At 60.4% G+C, this 19,264-nt stretch carries 18 protein-coding genes; 10 read left to right on the plus strand and 8 right to left on the minus strand.

The window, feature by feature from the left end; all coding sequences use genetic code 11:
* Positions 1-592: 592 nt before the first annotated feature.
* Positions 593-1,114, minus strand: a complete 522-nt coding sequence (locus tag ABIE32_RS16790) for a hypothetical protein (protein WP_429017819.1) — start codon at positions 1,112-1,114, stop codon at positions 593-595.
* 840 nt (positions 1,115-1,954) lie between these two features.
* Complete coding sequence (locus ABIE32_RS16795; protein WP_224149061.1) at positions 1,955-2,116, minus strand: hypothetical protein; 162 nt, start codon at positions 2,114-2,116, stop codon at positions 1,955-1,957.
* A gap of 388 nt (positions 2,117-2,504) precedes the next feature.
* On the opposite strand from ABIE32_RS16795, the gene ABIE32_RS16800 reads away from it, so the two are divergent.
* The 5 genes from ABIE32_RS16800 (at position 2,505) to ABIE32_RS16820 (ending at position 7,390) form a co-directional block, all read left to right on the plus strand.
* A complete protein-coding gene (locus ABIE32_RS16800; protein WP_429017821.1) occupies positions 2,505-3,629 on the plus strand; it encodes a branched-chain amino acid ABC transporter substrate-binding protein in 1,125 nt (374 codons plus the stop codon).
* A gap of 96 nt (positions 3,630-3,725) precedes the next feature.
* Complete coding sequence (gene livH, locus ABIE32_RS16805) at positions 3,726-4,652, plus strand: high-affinity branched-chain amino acid ABC transporter permease LivH (protein ID WP_429017823.1); 927 nt, start codon at positions 3,726-3,728, stop codon at positions 4,650-4,652.
* On the plus strand, positions 4,652-5,875 hold the full coding sequence (locus tag ABIE32_RS16810; protein WP_429017825.1) for a high-affinity branched-chain amino acid ABC transporter permease LivM: 1,224 nt from the start codon (positions 4,652-4,654) through the stop codon (positions 5,873-5,875). The genes livH and ABIE32_RS16810 overlap by 1 nt, the downstream gene beginning before the upstream one ends.
* 37 nt (positions 5,876-5,912) lie before the next feature.
* Entirely contained in the window at positions 5,913-6,680 is a 768-nt protein-coding gene (livG, locus tag ABIE32_RS16815) for a high-affinity branched-chain amino acid ABC transporter ATP-binding protein LivG (protein WP_224149058.1), read from the plus strand.
* A gap of 8 nt (positions 6,681-6,688) precedes the next feature.
* Positions 6,689-7,390 (plus strand): ABC transporter ATP-binding protein, encoded by a 702-nt coding sequence (locus tag ABIE32_RS16820; protein WP_224152656.1) that lies wholly within the window; start codon positions 6,689-6,691, stop codon positions 7,388-7,390.
* 57 nt (positions 7,391-7,447) lie between these two features.
* Here the strand turns inward: ABIE32_RS16820 and ABIE32_RS16825 are convergent, their stop codons facing one another.
* Positions 7,448-8,062 (minus strand): 2'-5' RNA ligase family protein, encoded by a 615-nt coding sequence (locus tag ABIE32_RS16825; protein ID WP_429017826.1) that lies wholly within the window; start codon positions 8,060-8,062, stop codon positions 7,448-7,450.
* A 507-nt stretch (positions 8,063-8,569) separates the two neighbouring features.
* Here ABIE32_RS16825 and dusA point away from each other — a divergent pair.
* The 3 genes from dusA (at position 8,570) to ABIE32_RS16840 (ending at position 12,077) form a co-directional block, all read left to right on the plus strand.
* Complete coding sequence (gene dusA, locus ABIE32_RS16830) at positions 8,570-9,586, plus strand: tRNA dihydrouridine(20/20a) synthase DusA (RefSeq protein ID WP_429017827.1); 1,017 nt, start codon at positions 8,570-8,572, stop codon at positions 9,584-9,586.
* 506 nt (positions 9,587-10,092) lie between these two features.
* Positions 10,093-11,646, plus strand: a complete 1,554-nt coding sequence (locus ABIE32_RS16835) for an NINE protein (RefSeq protein ID WP_429017828.1) — start codon at positions 10,093-10,095, stop codon at positions 11,644-11,646.
* Positions 11,643-12,077: a hypothetical protein gene (locus ABIE32_RS16840; protein ID WP_224149054.1), complete on the plus strand. Its 435-nt coding sequence runs from the start codon at positions 11,643-11,645 to the stop codon at positions 12,075-12,077. The genes ABIE32_RS16835 and ABIE32_RS16840 overlap by 4 nt, the downstream gene beginning before the upstream one ends.
* On the opposite strand, the gene ABIE32_RS16845 is transcribed toward ABIE32_RS16840, so the two are convergent.
* The 4 genes from ABIE32_RS16845 to ABIE32_RS16860 all read right to left on the minus strand — a co-directional run bounded on the left by ABIE32_RS16845 (position 12,065) and on the right by ABIE32_RS16860 (position 15,334).
* Positions 12,065-12,982, minus strand: coding sequence for a thiamine phosphate synthase (locus tag ABIE32_RS16845; RefSeq protein ID WP_429017830.1), 918 nt, complete (start codon positions 12,980-12,982; stop codon positions 12,065-12,067). The two genes, ABIE32_RS16840 and ABIE32_RS16845, sit on opposite strands and share 13 nt — an antisense overlap.
* Positions 12,983-13,032: 50 nt before the next feature.
* Entirely contained in the window at positions 13,033-13,839 is an 807-nt protein-coding gene (locus ABIE32_RS16850; RefSeq protein ID WP_429017831.1) for a thiazole synthase, read from the minus strand.
* 147 nt (positions 13,840-13,986) lie between these two features.
* Positions 13,987-14,184, minus strand: coding sequence for a sulfur carrier protein ThiS (thiS, locus tag ABIE32_RS16855; RefSeq protein WP_224149052.1), 198 nt, complete (start codon positions 14,182-14,184; stop codon positions 13,987-13,989).
* Positions 14,185-14,230: 46 nt separating this feature from the next.
* Positions 14,231-15,334, minus strand: coding sequence for an FAD-dependent oxidoreductase (locus ABIE32_RS16860; RefSeq protein WP_429017833.1), 1,104 nt, complete (start codon positions 15,332-15,334; stop codon positions 14,231-14,233).
* A gap of 300 nt (positions 15,335-15,634) precedes the next feature.
* Here ABIE32_RS16860 and thiD point away from each other — a divergent pair, with 300 nt between their 5' ends.
* Positions 15,635-16,501: a bifunctional hydroxymethylpyrimidine kinase/phosphomethylpyrimidine kinase gene (gene thiD, locus ABIE32_RS16865; RefSeq protein WP_429017835.1), complete on the plus strand. Its 867-nt coding sequence runs from the start codon at positions 15,635-15,637 to the stop codon at positions 16,499-16,501.
* 662 nt (positions 16,502-17,163) lie between these two features.
* Here the strand turns inward: thiD and ABIE32_RS16870 are convergent.
* A complete protein-coding gene (locus ABIE32_RS16870) occupies positions 17,164-17,730 on the minus strand; it encodes a gamma-glutamylcyclotransferase (protein ID WP_429017836.1) in 567 nt (188 codons plus the stop codon).
* A gap of 489 nt (positions 17,731-18,219) precedes the next feature.
* On the opposite strand from ABIE32_RS16870, the gene ABIE32_RS16875 reads away from it, so the two are divergent.
* The gene (locus ABIE32_RS16875; RefSeq protein WP_184710877.1) at positions 18,220-19,227 is read left to right on the plus strand and encodes a D-2-hydroxyacid dehydrogenase family protein; all 1,008 of its coding nucleotides are present in this window, start codon (positions 18,220-18,222) and stop codon (positions 19,225-19,227) included.
* Positions 19,228-19,264: the final 37 nt, after the last annotated feature.

Raw genomic sequence — 19,264 nt, forward strand, 5'->3', positions numbered from 1 at the left:
CGAGCTGGGCACGCCCCAAACGGTGGCCGTGGCATAACTACGTCTGGGGTTTGGGGAGACTCAGTCCCAAACCGATTTATGCAACAAGGCCCCTGCTTGGCGAGCGCCGTGGTGAGGTGTCGACGATGGAAGGTATCTTGTTCGCCTTGGTAGGTTGATGTTTGCTGGTACCAAGCTGTTGCTGTGGCTGCCTCTACCCCTGCCGAAGAGCTTTTTTTGACCGAGGGTTTGAGTACCTCTGCATGACATGCCAAGCACTGTTGATCGCTGGCTTTGTCAATGGCAGGCTTGAAGTGAATAGGGTCGTACTTTGCGGCATGGTAGCTCGCGGCAACTCCCGATGAAGACGCAACTGATGACTCTGTTTCGCTGCCTTTGGTGACTGAGGGCGCAGTGGAAGAGTTCTCCTTGCAACCAGCGATTGCGAGGACTATTGTGAAGCTGGCTAAAACAATTTGCCACCGCCTTGGCCACAAGGCACTCATAGGTGTACTCCTGGGAAACAAAATTGCGATTTCCGCCCATATTGATCGGGGCTGGTTTGTGAGATTGACCGCTCTTCAAGCGATCAATCTCAATGCTTGGCAGGGCGCTATTTGTTATTGCCGGACATGCCGCTCATACCTTGCTGTCCTTGGGGCTTTTGTTTTTTGGCCTTTGGGGCTTTTGCCTTGTTGCCCGACATGCCACTCATTCCTTGTTGACCGGACATCCCAGACATGCCGCTCATGCCTTGTTGACCGGACATGCCGCTCATACCAGACATCCCCGACATGCCACTCATGCCTTGCTGGCCGGACATGCCGCTCATGCCGGACATCCCCGACATGCCACTCATGCCTTGTTGGCCGGACATGCCGCTCATACCAGACATCCCCGACATGCCACTCATGCCTTGTTGGCCGGACTTGCCGCTCATGCCGGACATCCCCGACATGCCACTCATGCCTTGCTGGCCGGACATGCCGCTCATGCCGGACATCCCCGACATGCCACTCATGCCTTGTTGGCCGGACATACCGCTCATGCCGGACTGTTGAGCCGTCACCGGCAAGGCTGTCACTAATGCAGCGACCGTAACCGAAAGACCGAGGACTTTGCGAACAACTTTCATAGCTTTTTTCCTTACGTACTTAGAGAGGAACTCACAATTTTTGGGGCGCACCGCCCCCTGCCTGTCGGCAGGACCGCAGCCACCCTAAAAGGGTGTCGACGATTCCGATATAACGCCTCCATTTCCTGTTTCTGGAGGGCGGTAAAAACGTGGTATTGAATTCGAGAGAGCGCTCAGCGCGCAGATGCTGAGCCAGGAACGCCTGCGGCTGTGATGCTGTGCCACCCGCGTAGGTCATACGGTCCCGTCATGCCAGGGCCCCGAAGTGGAACCCACCAACTGCCTGTGGTGGCAATGGATTCCACATTTCCGGGTATTGGACGTTCTATGCCTCGCAGAACTTGATCTCGTTTCTCTGGAGTCAAGGTGGCTTGTGCCAATTGGGGTGCGCCGTCCGGCCTGCGATCTGGCTGCAGCCCGGCCACAGGGCCTGTCGCTTGCGCCCATGCGCCACTGGACAATGCCAGGATGCATAGCGCGAAAGACTGTCGATTCATCATGGTGTTCATTCATGTCATTGCTTGTGCTCGCAAGGCTTAAAGCAAAATGCTTGCCATGCACTCATGAATTACTAACTTATTGAATCAGAATATATTTTTTTGTACCTGTGAACGACGTATGTCGAATTGACAAATTATGAAAAGTTAATTTGACAGGTTGTCATGTCACCTTGGCAGGCGGTTCAAGGATGCTGGGGGCAGGTCATTTCGCAAAAGGCGGTGCGTGCCTGATCGCGCTGTCTACCGTGGTTTTCCTGGTGGCCGGATGTGATGCCTTGTCTTGAAAACGAGAAAACCGCCCTGGGAGGCGGTTTTGGGTCAGAGGTATCGGCTGAAAGCCTCATTTCTTTTCCTGCTGCGCCATCAAGCGCCTGTATTTGTCGAAGGTCTTGCGGATGTCAGTCGCCACAGCGGGGACATATCGACTTTGTTTCTCTCCTCGTTGGGCGACGAGAGGGCGCGATGGCATGGTGAGCATGGGGAAGGTCGGTGCTTGCTGCATATCGGACTCCTTTCATGGTGTCCTCTATGCTCTCCGAAAGCACGGCTGTCTTCTGTAGGGCGCGTCTGAGTAATGTTAAAAAGCATTAGCTGTGCTGCATAATTCCTATGGAAATACGCATCCAGATGCGGTTCACGGCATTGGATCATTGGGCGGCGCTGAAGGCCACCAGCGCGGAAGAAATGGCGTAGAAAAAGTGGCGCCGACCCTGAAAAAACCGTCAAATCGAATATTCTAATTACGCTAGCACAAAAGTGACAGTTTTGCCAATCCTTGGCATCCCTGTTGCAGGATTTGCCTGTAACGATATGCTCCCCGGATCGCCCGTGATCGTTGTTGCCGAAACAATGTGAGGCGACCAATATTTTGACTACAAAGGATCTGAGATATGAAGGTACCGTTTCGCCTGAACACCTTGGCGGTTGCGTTTGGTCTGGCTGGTTCCCTGTTGGCTGGCGCTGCTCAGGCAGAGAACATCAAGATTGGTGTGGTGATTCCTGCCACCGGTCCTCTGACCCAGTACGGCGACATGGTCAAGGAAGGGGTGGACACCGCTCTTGAGCAGATCAATGCCGCTGGCGGCATCAATGGCAACAAGCTCGAAGCCGTGGTGGTGGACGATGCCTGCGAGCCCAAGCAAGGCCCCGTGGCTGCCAACCGCGTAGTCAACGCCAAGATTCATTATGTGGTGGGCCCTGTGTGCTCGGGTGCAGCCATTGCAGCTGCACCGATCTACAACAACGAAGGCGTGGTGGTGGTGACCCCATCTGCCACGTCGCCAGCGCTGACCGAAGGCAAGAACTTCACCTCGGTCTTCCGCACCATTGGACGCGATGACCAGCAAGGTCCTTTCGCTGCCAAGTTCATTGCGCAAACCATCAAGCCCAAGAAGGTCGCTGTGCTGCACGACAAGCAGTCGTACGGCCAGGGCATTGCAACCGCTGTGCGTGACACCCTCAAGGCCGATGGCGTGAATGTCGCGCTGTTCGAAGGCATCAACGCCGGCGACAGCGACTACTCTGCCGTCATCACCAAGCTCAAGAGTGCCGGTGTGGATTTCGTCTACTACGGTGGCTACCACCCAGAAATGGGCCTGCTGCTGCGCCAGGCCGCCGAGCAAGGCCTGAAGGTCCGCATCATGGGGCCAGAAGGCGTGGGCAACCCTGAGATCAACGCCATTGCAGGCCCCGCCGTCGAAGGCATGCTGGTGACGCTGCCTGCAGACTTTGCTTCCAACCCAAAGAATGCGGCCTTGGTCAAGGCATTCAAGGACAAGAAGCGCGATCCTTCCGGCTCGTTCCAGATGGGCTCGTACACCGCAGTCAAGGTGATCGCCGATTCGATCAAGGCCGTGGGCAACGACGCTGGCAAGGTGGCCAAGCACTTGCACACTGCAACCTTTGAAACCCCGCTGGGCAACCTGGCATGGGATGCCAAGGGCGACCTGAAGGCATATGACTTCCAGGTGTTCAACTGGCATAAGGATGGCAGCAAGACCCCTGCTACGAAGTAATCCGGGTTGGTGAGATGAAGGGCATGGTTCTAAAACATAGAACCATGCCTTCTTGTTTTGGCCGTCACAGCGGCCAGGGAATTGAGGCGGTAAGGTATGAGTGATTTTTTGCCCCAATTCATACAGCAGTTGTTCAATGGCCTGTCACTGGGTGCGATCTACGCGCTGGTGGCCATTGGATACACGATGGTGTATGGAATTATCGGAATGATCAATTTCGCCCACGGCGAAATCTACATGATTGGCGCCTACATAGGTATGGTGACCTTGTCGGCAATTGGTACGCAAAGCGGCATTCCGGTGTTTGTCGTGATCGGGGCCATGCTCCTGGTATCGGTGGTATTGACGGGTGTGTACGGCTATGTGGTCGAGCAGGTGGCGTACAAGCCGCTGCGCAGCAGCCCGCGTCTGGTGGCGCTGATCTCGGCCATCGGTATGTCGATCTTTTTGCAGAACTGGGTGGCCCTGGGTCAGGGCGCGCGCGACATGGCCGTGCCTTCGCTGCTGCCCGGCGCATTCAACTTCCATATGGGTGATGGTTTCGAGGTGTTTGTTCCGTATACGCGCATCTTGATCATCGTCGTGGCCGTGGTGCTGATGATTGCGCTCACGCTCTATATCCGGCATTCGCGCATGGGCCGTGCATCACGCGCCTGCGCGCAGGACATGCAGATGGCCAATCTGCTGGGCATCGACACCAACAAGGTGGTGTCCTTCACCTTCATCCTGGGCGCCGTGCTGGCGGCAGTGGGCGGTGTGCTGATTGCCTTGGCCATCGGCAAGCTCAACCCCTACATTGGCTTCGTGGCAGGCATCAAGGCCTTCACGGCTGCTGTGCTGGGCGGCATCGGCAGCATTCCCGGCGCGATGCTGGGTGGCGTGCTGCTGGGCGTGGCAGAGACTTTTGCCGCAGCCTACATTTCGTCGGAATACAAGGACATCGTGGCCTTTGGCCTTCTGGTGCTGATCCTGTTGTTCCGTCCCACAGGTCTTCTCGGCAAGCCCGAAGTGGAGAAGGTCTGATGAAAGCGAATTTCAAGAATGCACTGATTTCCGCCGTACTGGCGGCGCTGGTGGTGCTGCCCATCTTCGGCCTGCACCTGGAGCGCAAAGGCACGCGCAATTACATCGAGCCGCACTGGAACCTGGTGATCTGGGGCTTTGTGATCGTGCTGGTGCTGCAGCTCATCAAGCCGTTTCTGGCCAAGCAGATGGCGCATATCAAGGCGCCAAGCCTACCTGCGATGAAGCACGGCACCCGCACCACCTTGTTGTGGCTGGTGATTGTGGCAGCCATCGTCTGGCCCTTCTTCAGTGGCCGCAATGCGGTCGATATTGCTACCCTGGCGCTCATCTACGTGATGCTGGGCCTGGGCCTGAACATCGTGGTGGGCTTTGCGGGCCTGCTGGATCTGGGCTTTGTCGGCTTCTACGCCGTGGGCGCCTATACCTATGCCTTGCTGTTCCACTGGGCGGGGTGGTCGTTCTGGGAAGCGCTGCCGTTCTCGGGCGCCGCTGCCGCGCTGTTCGGCTTTGTACTCGGCTTTCCCGTATTGCGGCTGCGTGGCGATTACCTCGCCATTGTGACCTTGGGCTTTGGCGAGATCATCCGGCTGCTGCTGGTCAATCTGGTGGGTTTTACCGGCGGGCCCGATGGCATCTCCAACATCCCCAAGCCAACGCTGCTGGGCTTTGAGCTGACGCGCACGGCCTCAAAGGAAGGTGCGCAGACCTTGCAGCAGTTCCTGGGCTTCGAGTTCAACACCATGCACATGGTGATCTTCCTGTATCTGCTGGCGCTGATTCTGGCCTTGGTCACTTTGTGGATCAGCAACCGCCTCATCCGCATGCCGATAGGCCGTGCCTGGGAGGCATTGCGGGAGGACGAGGTGGCTTGCAAATCGCTGGGCATGAACCCCACGAAGATCAAGCTGTCGGCCTTTACCTTGGGCGCCATGTTTGCGGGCTTTGGAGGTGCGTTTTTTGCCGCACGCCAGGGCATCGTCAGCCCCGAATCGTTCAGCTTCATCGAGTCTGCGCTGATCCTGGCGATTGTGGTGCTGGGTGGCATGGGTTCGCAGCTGGGCGTGATTGTTGCGGCGATTCTGATCACGGTATTGCCCGAGTTTGCGCGCGAGTTCTCCGAGTACCGCATGCTGATCTTCGGCCTGGTGATGATTCTGATGATGGTGTGGCGTCCGCAGGGCCTGTTCCCGATGAAGCGCCACCACGAAGAGTTGAAGTGACCGTAAACACGGATAACGCAAACAGGGAGAAGTGTTTATGAGTCAAACCATGTTGAAAGTGGACGGTCTGTGCATGCGCTTCGGCGGCCTGCTGGCTGTCGACCATGTGGCGCTGGACGTCAAGCAGCAAGAGATATTCGCCATCATCGGCCCCAACGGCGCGGGCAAGACCACGGTGTTCAACTGCATCAGCGGTTTCTACAAACCGACCGAAGGGGCCATCACGCTCAACGGGCAGTCCATCGCGGGCCTGCCCAGCCACGCTGTGGCCAACCATGGCGTGGTGCGCACCTTTCAGAACGTGCGCCTGTTCAAGGGCATGACGGTGATGGAGAACCTGCTGGTGGCACAACACCAGCAGGTCAAGCGCAATCTGCTCTCGGGGCTGTTCAAGACCAAGGCCTACCGCGCGGCGGAAGAGGGAGCCAAGGCCAATGCCGCGCACTGGCTGGACGTGATGGGCCTGCGGGCCTTTGCCAACCGGGAGGCGGGCAATCTGGCCTATGGCCACCAGCGCCGGCTGGAGATTGCGCGCTGCATGATTACCAACCCCAAGCTCTTGATGCTGGACGAGCCTGCCGCGGGCCTGAACCCGCAGGAGAAGGTGGAATTGCAGCACCTGATCGACCAGCTGCGCAAGGAGTATGGTGTCACTGTGCTGCTGATTGAGCATGACATGAGTCTGGTGATGGGGGTGTCCGAGCGCATCCTGGTGATGGAATATGGCAAGCCGATTGCACTGGGTGTGCCGGAGGCGATCCGCAATGACGAACGCGTGATCAAGGCGTACCTGGGAGAGTCGTGATGCAGCCGATGTTGGAAATCAAGAATATCAGCACGCATTACGGTGCGATCTGTGCAGTCAACGATGTGAGTCTGCATGTCAACCAGGGCGAGATCGTTTCGCTGATCGGCAGCAACGGCGCGGGCAAGACCACCTTGCTGATGACCGTGTGCGGCAATCCACGCGCGACGAGCGGTTCCATCAAGTTCGAGGGCGAGGAGTTGGTAGGCCAGTCGTCGCACCTGATCATGCGCAAGGGCATTGCCGTCTCGCCGGAAGGCCGCCGGGTCTTCAAGGACCTGACGGTGGTGGAGAACCTGCAGATGGGCGCTTTCTTTCTGAGCAAGGACGAGATTGCACAGGGAATCGACTATGTGTATGGCCTGTTCCCGCGCCTCAAGGAGCGGGCCGAGCAGCGCGCCGGCACCATGTCGGGCGGGGAGCAGCAGATGCTGGCCATTGGCCGTGCGCTGATGAGCAAGCCGCGCCTGCTGCTGCTGGATGAGCCCACGCTCGGGCTGGCACCGCTCATCATTGCGCAGATTTTCGAGATTATCAAGGCCGTGCGCGAGCAAGGGGTGACAGTGTTTCTGGTGGAGCAGAACGCCAACCAGGCATTGCAGATCGCCGACCGGGGCTATGTATTGGAGACCGGCAGGGTCACGCTGGAGGACAGCGGCGTCAATCTGCTGCGCAACCAGGATATCCGCAAGGCCTACCTGGGCGGTTGATCTCAGAAGGGTGTTACGCCAAAAGCCGCTGTAGTGCCAGGCACTGCGGCGGCTTTTTCATGGGCTGGGTGGGTCCACTGCCGTGCGCACCGGTGCAAACAGCTCGAGCTGGCGCTCGTTGGCAGGCATGACGGGCAATTCCCAGCTTTGCAGCACCTCGTAGCGCCAGCCATTGCCTGTGCCTTGCCGTACCACCAGCAAAATCTGCTGGATCAGCCAATCAATGGGCTGAATGCGTAGCGTATCCAAGGGGGCAGGCGCCCGGTAGCTGATGGTGACATGGGGCGTATGCCCTGCGTCCGGAGGCAGGTCTGGTTGTACCTCGGTCTGCAAGCATCGGAGCAAATCATCAAACTCGCTGGGCCGCCCCTGACACAGGAAGGACCAGTGCGTGCGCTCTCCAGCAGGCCTGTGCTCGCCGCGAATGCGGTTCAGCCGCAACCGAAAAGCCCGCATCGGCATGGCCAGCGCCGCATCGCATGCGCGCGCCAGTGTCCGCTCTGTGGCAAGGCAGGCGGGGTAGGGGCCGCACAGCGTCTGGTGCCAATTGCACTCGGGGAACATGCGCGCTCCCAGAAACTCGCGCAAACCTCGCTGGTCGATGGCGTTGCTCATACGGCTGAGCACCGGGTCAGACGGTTGGCACATGACCATCATGCGTGAGGTGTCCATGGTTTTCCTCCTATAGCGCTCGCTGCAGTGTATGCCGGGGCAGGTGGTGCCGTGTAAGAACGTGTTTACGATCTCCTCGCGCCGCGACAGCGGCTTTGCGGGGCGCCCGGCTAGGGATGGGATGCGAGGGGCGCGCCTAGCGGCGCAGTGCGCAGCCAATAGCCTGCTATTGGCAAGCGCTGCAACGACGCAAACCGCCCGCAAGGCCACTGTCCCTACGGGTTGGAGTGAAATCGGGCGATTTCTTCGCGCTCGCCCTTGCTTGCACCCCGGTGCAAGCTGCGTCCCATCGCTTCGAACTCATCCCGATTGCACTCCAACGCGGCTGCGTAGAGATCGTAAACACGTTCTAAGCGGTCATTACGGCGCTGTTGTGGCTTCAGAGCCCGTCTAAATTAAAATGGCGCATTACCAATCATTCGCCAATGCATGCTGCCGAGACCGGCTTTCAGGCATGCAAAGGCTTTGCGCCCGGGTAGAAGATCTGCGCCCGGGCTGCCTGACACCATGACCGAATCCCCAAAACACAGCCCCTGGCGCATGAGTGTGGCGCCGATGATGGACTGGACTGACCGCCATTGCCGCTACCTGCACCGCCTGCTCACGCGCCACACCTTGCTCTATACCGAGATGGTGACGACCGGCGCCCTGATCCATGGCGATGTGGCCCGGCACCTGCGCTTCAATGATGAAGAGCACCCTGTTGCTTTGCAGTTGGGGGGGAGCGAACCTGCCGATCTGGCCCAGTGCGCCAGGCTGGCGCAGGAATGGGGCTACGACGAGGTCAACCTCAACTGCGGCTGCCCCAGCGAGCGGGTGCAGCGCGGTGCGTTCGGCGCCTGCCTGATGAACGAGAAGGACCTGGTCGCCGATTGCGTGAAGGCGATGCGCGATGCGGTGGATATGCCGGTTACCGTCAAGCACCGCATTGGTATTGACAAGGTGGAGAGTTACGATTTTGTGCGCGACTTTGTCGGAACCGTGGCCGACGCGGGCTGTGAGGTGTTCATCGTTCACGCACGCAACGCCTGGCTCAAGGGGTTGTCTCCCAAGGAAAACCGCGAGATACCTCCGCTGCGCTATGACGTGGTGGCGCAGCTCAAGCGTGACTTCCCCGAGCTCACGATTGCCATCAACGGCGGCATTGCCGATGACGAAACCGCTGTCGCGCAGCTGGCGCAGGTAGATGGCGTGATGGTGGGCCGTGAGGCTTACCACAACCCCTGGTGGCTTGCCTGCTGGGACGCGCTGTACTACGGCGACCCAGCCAGCGACGCCACGCGCGAATCGGTGGAAGAAGAAATGGTGCGCTACATGGAGCGTGAAGCCGTTGCCCATGGCACGCACTGGTACAGCATCGCCCGCCACATGCTGGGCCTGCGCCAGGGCATGCCGGGCGCACGCCGCTGGCGCCAGGTGTGGAGCGACCATCGCCTCAAAACCTTGCCTCCGCACGAAGTGATGCAACTGGCGCGCACCAAGCCTGGCCGCTCGGTGGAAGCAATCGAATTGGCCGGTGCGTAACTGATTGCTATATATTTTATAGCTTTCAGCGTCCGCCAGTGGTGTGCTGGAGTTGTTTTTTCTCAAAAATAGAACTGCGAGCGGGCCGCAGCCGGGCTGTACCCGGCCGCCGTCCCGGAAGACGGGATGGCTCCATGGAGCGCACCCGTGAAGGCTCGTGCGGATGAGGGCGGTTGAGCGCAGATGGGCACGCATCAGCGCACGCATTCGGGGCCGCTGCATGTTCCTTGGAGCCTTTGCAACCGAAAATCGCCTGTTTGCGCAGAATCGCGCATGGCTGTTGTGTGCCAAACACGATCAAAATTGCTACGAACTTGATAGCTGTCGCTGCGCGTGCACAGTTGCGCGATCGGATGCGGTCCATGGATGGGCAATTGCTATACTTCCTATAGTGGCAATCGCCTGTCGGCGCGCAGCACCAGTGCGCCTCACCCAGGAATGCTGCCGATAAGAATCCAGAAATCCGCCCATTGGCTCCGGCCGGGGTGAAGAGAGGGGATGCAGGGATGGGGGAAAAACAAGCGCGTCTGGCCTATGGCTTGCTGATCGGGGCAGGCTGGGCGGGCGCGCACCGCTTTTATCTGCAGCGCTATGCAAGCGCCACGGTGCAGCTCCTGCTGACGGTGCTGATGGTGGGGCTGTGGATCTGGGGCGGCAGTTGGGCGTCCTACGCCCCCTATCTGCTGGGCCCCATTCTCCTGTGGCTGGGCCATGATGGCTTCTGGCTGCATGACTACTTCAGGGTAGAAGAGGAGATGGATACCCAGCTGGCCGGGTTTGTGGATTCCGGCGGCGAGCCACTTGTGCGAGCCGCACCGCTGGCAGCCGCCGTGAAGGAGGCTGCACCTTCCCGTGATGAAGCCGATGCACACAAGAAAACCCGTGCCATCCAACTGACCAAGAAGCAGATTGCCCAGACGCTGCAGGACAACCATCCCAAAGGGGCGCATACAGCGGCAGAGCGCCTCGTCCAGTACCTGCAGCAGCGCAGCCGCCGTCCGCAGCACGATCCGCACCTCGCCGAAGCCTATCTGCTGCATGGCATGGTGCTCTACCAGACCCAGTACCTGGAGGGAGCACGCAAGAAACTGCAGATGGGCGTGCACCTGGCAGCTCCGTTTGCGCACCTGTCGGTGCAAGCCCAGCAGGCCCAGGGCTGGCTCGACCGCTTGCGCAACCCGCCGCTGCAAAGCCAGCCGGGCGCTCCAGCCATGCAGGTGCAGCCCGGTCAGTATGAAGCGCTGATGCGCTCAGGCGACTGGCAGCAGGCCGCCACGCTGTGCGCGCAGATCATTGCGCTGCGCCAGTCCGCCAAGGCAGTGGATGCGCCCGATCTGGCTGCACACCTGCTCAATGCCATGGAAATTGCGCACAACCTGGGCCAGACCGCGCAGGTGCAGGCCCACGGCCAGCTGCTGCTGCAACTGGCCGGTCAGGTCGATGGCAAGTCCTCTGGCCATGGCCCTGTGCCGGAGCCGCTGCAACGCCAGGCGATGGAAAAGCTGGGCGATCTGGCCTTTGCCCAGGGCGATACGGCTGAGGCCACGCGCTACTACCGCCAGGCGCTGGCGCTGGTCACGCGGAGCGCAGGCAGCGGCCCCCAGGTCTGTGGTTTGCTGCAGCGGCTGGCGCTCAATTTCGAGCGCGCAGGCGATGTCTCCGGCGCGTCGGAATGCTGGGCCAGTGCCCACGAGCACATCATCGTGATGGGAGATGTGATGGAAGACAGCGAGGCCGTCTCCGATGTACTGACTCGCTATGCCGCGTTCTCGGTGCGCCACCAGCCTGCCAGGGTCAAGGCACTGATCGAACAATCGCTGCGCATTCAGCACCGCAGCTACCGAGGCTATTCGCTGGCAGCCGCACGTGCCTATGAGGTTTTTGCTGGCTTCATGGCCGAGGTGGGTCAACCGGCAGCGCGCCTTGCGCATCTGCAAACAGCCTTGCTGCTCTACCAGGTGTGTGATCCTGACAATGTTTCCCAAATTGCCGCCATGAAAAAATCCATTGCTGCGGCCCAACAGGCGGTGCAGTCCGTGGCTGGCGAGGTGCCCGCATGACGGATGAAGGCCTGCTGTATGCCGTGAGCCGCTATGACCTGCGCGGCTTCCTGATCGAGCCCGCCAGCATCGATCCCTACCTTCAGCGCAGCGCGATCCAGGCAGGCCCCAATGCCTTGATGCAGATGGGCCCGCTGTGGCAGCAGCTGATGGAGGTATTGCCCGAACTGGCAGATGGCGTGCCTGTGGAAGGCACGCCCGCCTTGCATTGCTGGGTGTGGCCGGCCGACAGGGTGGAAGATGGCGTACAGCGCCTGCGGGCGCTGGATGCGGGCGTGTTCTCGCAGCGTGTGCAGGCACTTGTGGCGCGCGGTGCTGCAGGCAATCAGCTGGAAACGCTGCGCCAGCTGGTGCGCCTGCAGGCCGAGCTGCGTGCGTTTTTGCAGGCAGCTGCCGGGCGGCGCGATGCTGCGCTGCTTTACGTGGTGTAGCGCTGCGGCATCAAGGCCATCAACTCGGCTGCAGCCTTCTCTGGATTGTCCGCATTGACGATGGCGCGCACCACCGCGACGGAGCCAACGCCGCTCTCCAGCACCTGTGCAAACTGCGCAGCGCCAATGCCGCCAATCGCCACCTGCGGGTAGCCGCGCGTCAGGGCGGCATAACGCATCAGGCGCGCCAGGCCTTGCGGGACGGTGGCCATTTTCTTGAGCGTGGTGGGAAATACAGCCCCCATGGCGATATAGCTGGGCTGCGCCTGGCTAGCGCGCACCATCTCGGCGTAGCCGTGGGTGCTGACGCCCAGGCGCACACCGCTGGCGCGCAGGGCGGTCAGATCGGCGCTGCTGAGTGCATCGAGGTCTTCCTGACCCAGGTGAACACCGTAGCTACCCGCTGCGATGGCCTGGCGCCAATGGTCGTTGATGAAGAGCAGGGCGGGCGTGCCCTTGACGGCCTCCACCGCTGCCTGGACTTCGCGCTCCACCGCTGCGGCATCTTCCGATTTGAAACGCAGTTGCACGGTGGGCACGCCGGCATGCGCCATGCGGCCGACCCATTGGGCAGTGGGCAGCACGGCGTACAGGCCCAGTTGCTCGGGGCAGGCAACAAAGGCTTCTGACTCTGTACGCAGCTGCAGGCCAAAATCTGCAGCGGCTGTGGGCCAGGCGTGGGCGTCGAACACACCGAGCCGCTGGCTTTGCGCGGACCAAGCCTTGGCAATGCAATCTGCATCAATGGCGATGAAGCCCAACTGGCTGCAGGCCGCAACTGCACCTGCATATACGGTGTCCTGCTGCTGCGCGTGCGTCAGTGCTGGTGCGGGCTGCGGTGGAAAGTCCGCAAAGTCTGCTTGATGAACATCAAGAATGGCTTGGGCGATGGGGCTGGCGGTCATGGTGATTGGGGTGTTTCTCGCTGATCTGGCAGGCGCTCTCAGCCATCCATTCAGGCGTTGTGCCAGAAAGGCGTGCCCAGCACCGGCGTGCTGGGTTGGGCCGTGTCCTGCGCTTGCATGGCGCCTGCCCGGAAGGCGGCGTGGCCCGCTGCCGTAGCGTCGGCAAAGGCACCAGCCATGGCGACGGGGTCTTGCGACAGCGCCACGGCGGTGTTGAGCAGCACGCCGTCAAAGCCCCATTCCATCACCTGGCAGGCGTGGCTGGGCAGGCCCAGGCCGGCATCGCAGATCAGCGGTACGTCGAGGCGCTCGCGCAAGGCCTGCATCGCGTACGGGTTGACGGGGCCACGGCCCGTGCCGATGGGCGCTGCCCAGGGCATGACGGCCTGGCAGCCAACGTCGACGAGGCGCTGGCATAGCACCAGGTCTTCGGTGCAGTAGGGCAGCACCTGAAAGCCGTCCTTGATCAGGATGGAGGCCGCTTCGACGAGGTTGAGCGTATCGGGCTGCAAGGTGTAGTCGTCACCGATCAGCTCCAGCTTGATCCACGGCGTCTCGAACACCTCGCGCGCCATCTGCGCGGTGGTGATCGCCTCCTGCACGCGCATGCAGCCTGCGGTGTTGGGCAGCACAGGCACCTGAAGGCGCTTGAGCAGGGCCCAGAAGTCGCTGCCGGTTTCTGCCGCATTGCTGCCCTGGCGGCGCAGCGATGCAGTCACCATGGCTGGCCTGGCGCGGGCGACTGCGGCCTCCAGCACTGCGGGCGATGGGTAGCGCGAGGTGCCCAGCAGCAGCCGGCTTTGAAAGCGCTGGCCATACAGAACCAGGGCGTCGTCAGAGGAGGGAATGGCAGTCATGGCTAGAAATTGGTAGAAAAATGGCCATCAGCGCTCAACTGGAGCGCGCAGATTGCTATCAAAAGTAGAGCAAATCTGCAGGAAGGTGCTGACACGCGGAATCCTGGGCGTGTTTTTACAGCACAGCGGGCGCCGTTCATGCGGTTGTCAGCCGCCAGTGACCGGCGAGATCACCTCGACCTTGTCATTGGCCTGGAGTACCCGGCTCTCGTAAAGCGCCTTGGGCACGAACTCGGTGTTCACCGCCACGGCAAAGGGTGGTTGCGGCTGCAATTGGGCCAGCGCCTGGGCTACGGTGGCATGGGCGGGCAGCTCGGTGGCCTGGTTGTTCAAAAGGATTTGCATCGTCATATCGGTTGAAGTGCCCATCATAGAGGGTGAAAACAGGTTTTCAGAGGAGGCTGACGGCCAGACCGAACTGTGCCGCCATCGGCGAGCCACCGGTTTCCACCACCTGCACGGCACAGTCGAGCACTGCAGGAGAGATCATGAAGCCGTGGCGGTACAGGCCATTGACTTCCAGTACACGCGGCTGGGTCTGCCGTATGGCGGGCAGGTTGTCGGGCAGGGCGGGGCGGCACTGCACGCCGATCTCCAGAATGCGCGCCTCGGCAAAACCGCTATGCACGGTGTAGGCCGCAGAGAGCAACTCCATCGCCGAGCGGACGCTTGCGGGCGACATATCGTCCGATTCAATCTCAGTCGCGCCGATCACGAACAGATGGTTCTGCTTGGGGGCGATGTAGATTGGGTAGCGCGGGTGCATCAGGCGCGTAGGGCGGCTCAGGCTCACCTCGGGGGCGTGCACGCGCACCACTTCGCCGCGTACGCCGCGCAGCGTGCTCCACTGTGGTTTGGCGCCAAGGCCCCGGGTGTCGATCAGCCAATCAGGCTGGCCGGCCTCGCCCGGGGCAAAGTCGCTCACCTCGCGGGGCGTATGCCAATGCAGGCGCACGCCGCCCGCCTGCAACGCGGGCACCAGGGCAGCCAGCAACTGGCGATTGTCCAGCTGGCCTTCGCCAGGCAGGTAATAGCCTTGCTGAAAATGCGAGGCCAGTGCCGGTTCGAGCGCCTGCAGGGCGGAGCGATCCAGCGCCTGCAAAGGGGGCAGCTCCGCAATGGCCGCCTGGGTGCGCTCCAGAATGCGGCGAAAGCGCTGGGCCTCGACCGCATCCTGCCGGTGCCAGACCACCATGGTTCCGGCTTGCTGAATGAACACAGGATCGGCCAACTGGGCAATCAACTGCGGCCAGCGCGCAAGGCCGTACTGGCCCATGCGCACGACACCGTGCTCGGTAACTGCTGACTCGGCCAGCGGGGCGAGCATGGCAGCGGCCACATGTGCGGCTGCATGCTCGGCCTGCGGGCCGCCACGGTCATACAGATCGATGGAATAGCCCTTGCCCGAGAGCACAAGCGCCAACAGGCGCCCGAGCAGGCCACCGCCAAGGATGGCAAGGCGGGCAGGAGCGGGAATGAGTGCGTGAGAAGTCATGTTTGCCTATAGGCGCCCGGGCCGGAGAAAGCGCCCAGCACGCAACAGACAAAACAGCGGATGCAGCCGTGTCGAAAACTCCCCACGCCAGCATGGTCTGGATCGGGTGAAAGGGTCTGATCTCAGCCGCACTGCACATGCGAGGATGCATGCACAGGGACACCCCTGTTTCGTCTCAAGCGGATATTAGAGCACAGCGCCTGGGGCAGCGGCCCGCACAGCATCAAGCCGCACCTGCAATCGTGGATAATTTCCGCGCGCCGGGCCTGTGTTGCCCGGCCTTTGTTTTGGATACCTGCCATGACCCGTTCGAACCTCAACGCTTCCGCCACCTTGCCGCGCTACGCCCGGGTGCTGTCGATTGCCGGCTCCGACAGCGGTGGTGGTGCAGGCATCCAGGCCGATCTGAAAACCATGAGCGCCTTGGGCTGTTACGGCATGACGGCGATCACGGCGTTGACGGCCCAGAACACCCAGGGCGTGCGCGGCATTCACGGAGTGCCACCCCAGTTCCTGCAGGATCAGCTTGACGCCGTGCTGCAGGATATCGGCACCGACGCCGTCAAGATCGGCATGTTGCATGCGCCGGAGGTGGTTCAGGTGGTCGCTGCTGCCATTGACCGGTATGCGCTGCGCAATGTGGTGCTGGACCCGGTGATGGTGGCCACCAGTGGCGACCGCCTGATTGCCGAGGCGACGGTGGGCGAACTGGTGAACCAGCTTTTTCCTCGCGCTGCGGTGATCACCCCCAACCTGGATGAGGCAGGCTTGCTGCTGGGTCGCACCATCCAGGGGGCAGACGAGCTGGAGCGCGCCGCCCAGGATCTGCTGGCCATGGGTGCCAAGGCGGTGCTGGTCAAAGGAGGGCACCTTCCCGGCGAGGAAGTGGTGGACTTGCTGGCTATGGCCGATGGCACGCGCCTGCGCCTGGCTTCACCCCGCATCCACACCCATAATGGCCATGGCACGGGTTGCACCCTGTCATCCGCCATTGCCTGCCAGCTGGCCCTGGGCCATACGCTGCCGGATGCCGTACAGCGTGGCCGCCAGTACATCCTGGGTGCCATTGCAGCCGGCGCCGACGTGCATACCGGCCAGGGCCACGGCCCGCTCAATCATGGCTGGCAGCCCCAGGCACAAGTGGTCGTTCGAAGTGGGGTAGTATGAAGATGTGATTGTCGAAACGATCATTGATTTGGTTATTTGGATCACTAATCTGAAAATTTCTCGTCTAATTGACTGAAAATTTGGTGATTTTTCATCAATTTGGAGGCTTTGGCGGCTTGATAGCCTCTGATTTGATGGATTAAGTTACTTTTTAAGTTTTTTGAATAAGACCCTGATATGGAAGAATAATTTTGGAAATTTCTCTCCGTTCCAGTAACGGATTGTTGATCAATTGTCCAAATTAAATACTGGTAAAAACATAAAATGTAAACATTTTGTAAATATCAATTTGCGTGCAAGTCACTGTCAACCTGCTTCGTGTGCGGCCCGTTGTAGTTTCATCTTTAGGAGATTTCTGACATGACCCCCACCACTGTTTTCAGCATCTGGCCAGAAGACGAACGTGATCGCAAGCGCGCACCGGCATCGCTGTAAACCCATTATTCCTGTTATGGCCCAAGGGCTGTAACCTCGGCAAACGGCTCCTCCAGGGAGCCGTTGCTTACGTCAGGGCTCCAACCCTTTGACTTGGAACCTGGACACCCCATGACCACCCTGTGGCCTGGCACTGCAAGCATTGCAGTCAGGCGCAGGGTGTTTGTTTTGGGGAGTAAAAAAGCCTGCCAGGGCGGCAGGCTGGGGAAAGTGGGTGTATTGGGCGCTCAGGTGTGGGGTGCAGCAGCTTCCGCCGAGAGTTGAAGCAAGCGCTCCAGGGCCCGGTCATGGATGCCTTGCTGCAGCAGCGCAGTGAAGGTGGACTGGGCATAGTCGAGGGTGGTGCCGTAGATGCCGCACGATTGGGCAAAGATGCGCCGGTAGTCATCCTCGCACAGGGTACCCGTGCAACGCGGGCTGGTTTTTGACAGGGTAAAAGCCAGCGCCTTCACATTGCCGTTCTCGGTCTGGCAATCGAGCCACTTGGGATCGTAGGCATCGGCAGCCATTTCGCGCTGCCACAGGCGCGGCATCATTTCCGGTACATGGTGGCGCGCGATGCGAAAGGCCATACCCCGGCAGCTGCCTCCCGAGAACATGCCGAACACGAGGCCAGGGCACTCTGGCGTGCCGCGATTGATGTGGCTCCACATCTTGAGCGCGCGATGCCAGCCGTACACGCGCGCGTGGCGACATTCCAGAAACTCGAATTCTGGACGCCAGATCAGTGAGCCATAGGCAAATACCCATAGATCCTGTTCGCCTCCCCATTCCTCCATGGTTCTTTCGAACATATGTTTGGAGCAACAGTTGCGGGAGCGGACAGCCGGTTTCGTCATGATGGTATCAACCAACAAAGCAGATGTGGAGCAATAGTTATAGCGCCAAGTACATGCAGTTGCTAGCGTTGCACCATGTAAAGCGGTAGGCTTTGGTGGCGAAAGCAACAGCTGCGCAGGACAGGTGCGTGTTTCGCTACAACGCGGCAGCATGACGGCGCGATGACGGAATTGTCGAACAATCGACGATTCTTTCTCAAGTGCATGGTTGATACGCGATGGGTATTTATCCGCCGCCCAAAGCCACGGTGGCTTTTTTGCATGGATAGATGCTATGATGTTCATAGCTTATGAGGTCGCAGGCGCTGTGCAAAGAATTGTTTTTGCCATGAAGCCAAATGGCCAGGGTGCCCAGTCATGGCGTCGGCAGATGGGTGCATCACAGTTCGCAGCCCAAGGGCCTGCTTTGACTGGATGTAGCGTTCGAGGAAAAATGGTCTTCGTATGAATATTGTGATCTTGGACGATTATCAGGATGCAGTGCGCAAGCTGCAGTGCGCATCGCGCCTGGATGACTATTCAGCCAAGGTCTACACCAATACCGTCAAGGGCCTGGGCCAGCTGTCGGTGCGGCTGCGTGATGCCGACATCATCGTGTTGATCCGCGAGCGCACCCACATCAACCGCCTGCTGCTGGAAAAGCTTCCTCGCCTCAAGATGATTGCGCAGACCGGCCGGGTCGGTTCGCACATTGACCTGACAGCCTGCACCGAGCGCGGTGTGGCTGTGGCTGAAGGTGTGGGCTCTCCCGTTGCTCCTGCGGAATTGACCTGGGCGCTCATTATGTCGGCTGCGCGCAGGTTGCCGCAGTACATAGCCAACCTCAAGCATGGTGCCTGGCAGCAGTCGGGCTTCAAGGCGGCCAACATGCCGCCCAATTTTGGCCTGGGCACGGTGTTGCGCGGCCGCACCCTGGGTATCTGGGGCTACGGCAAGATCGGCCAGATGGTGGCTGGTTATGGCAAGGCCTTCGGCATGGAGGTGCTGGTCTGGGGCAGTGACAATTCGCGTGCGCGCGCCCTGTCTGACGGGCACAAGGTCGCCCCCAGCAAACAGGCTTTTTTTGCTGCCAGCGATGTGCTCTCGGTCCACCTGCGGCTCAACGACCAGACACGCGGCTGCATCAGCTTTGACGACCTGTCGATGATGAAGCCGACTGCCACCTTCGTGAACACCTCGCGGGCCGAACTGGTGCAGCCCGATGCCTTGATCGCGGGGCTCAACCGGGGCCGCCCGGGTATTGCAGCCGTGGACGTATTCGAGAGCGAGCCCACCTTGCAGGGTCATGCCCTGCTGCGGCTGGAGAATTGCATCTGCACGCCCCACATCGGCTATGTGGAGCTGGACAGCTACGAGATGTACTTTGGCGCAGCGTTTGACAACGTGATCAACTACATCAAGGGCCGGCCGACGAATATCGTCAACCCGGGCGCGCTGCAGGTGCGGCGCTGACAGACACTGCTGCCGCTGTATTGCCGCCACGCATTGC

It is taken from the genome of Comamonas sp. 4034, from assembly GCF_050434545.1.
Lineage (GTDB): Bacteria > Pseudomonadota > Gammaproteobacteria > Burkholderiales > Burkholderiaceae_C > Comamonas > Comamonas odontotermitis.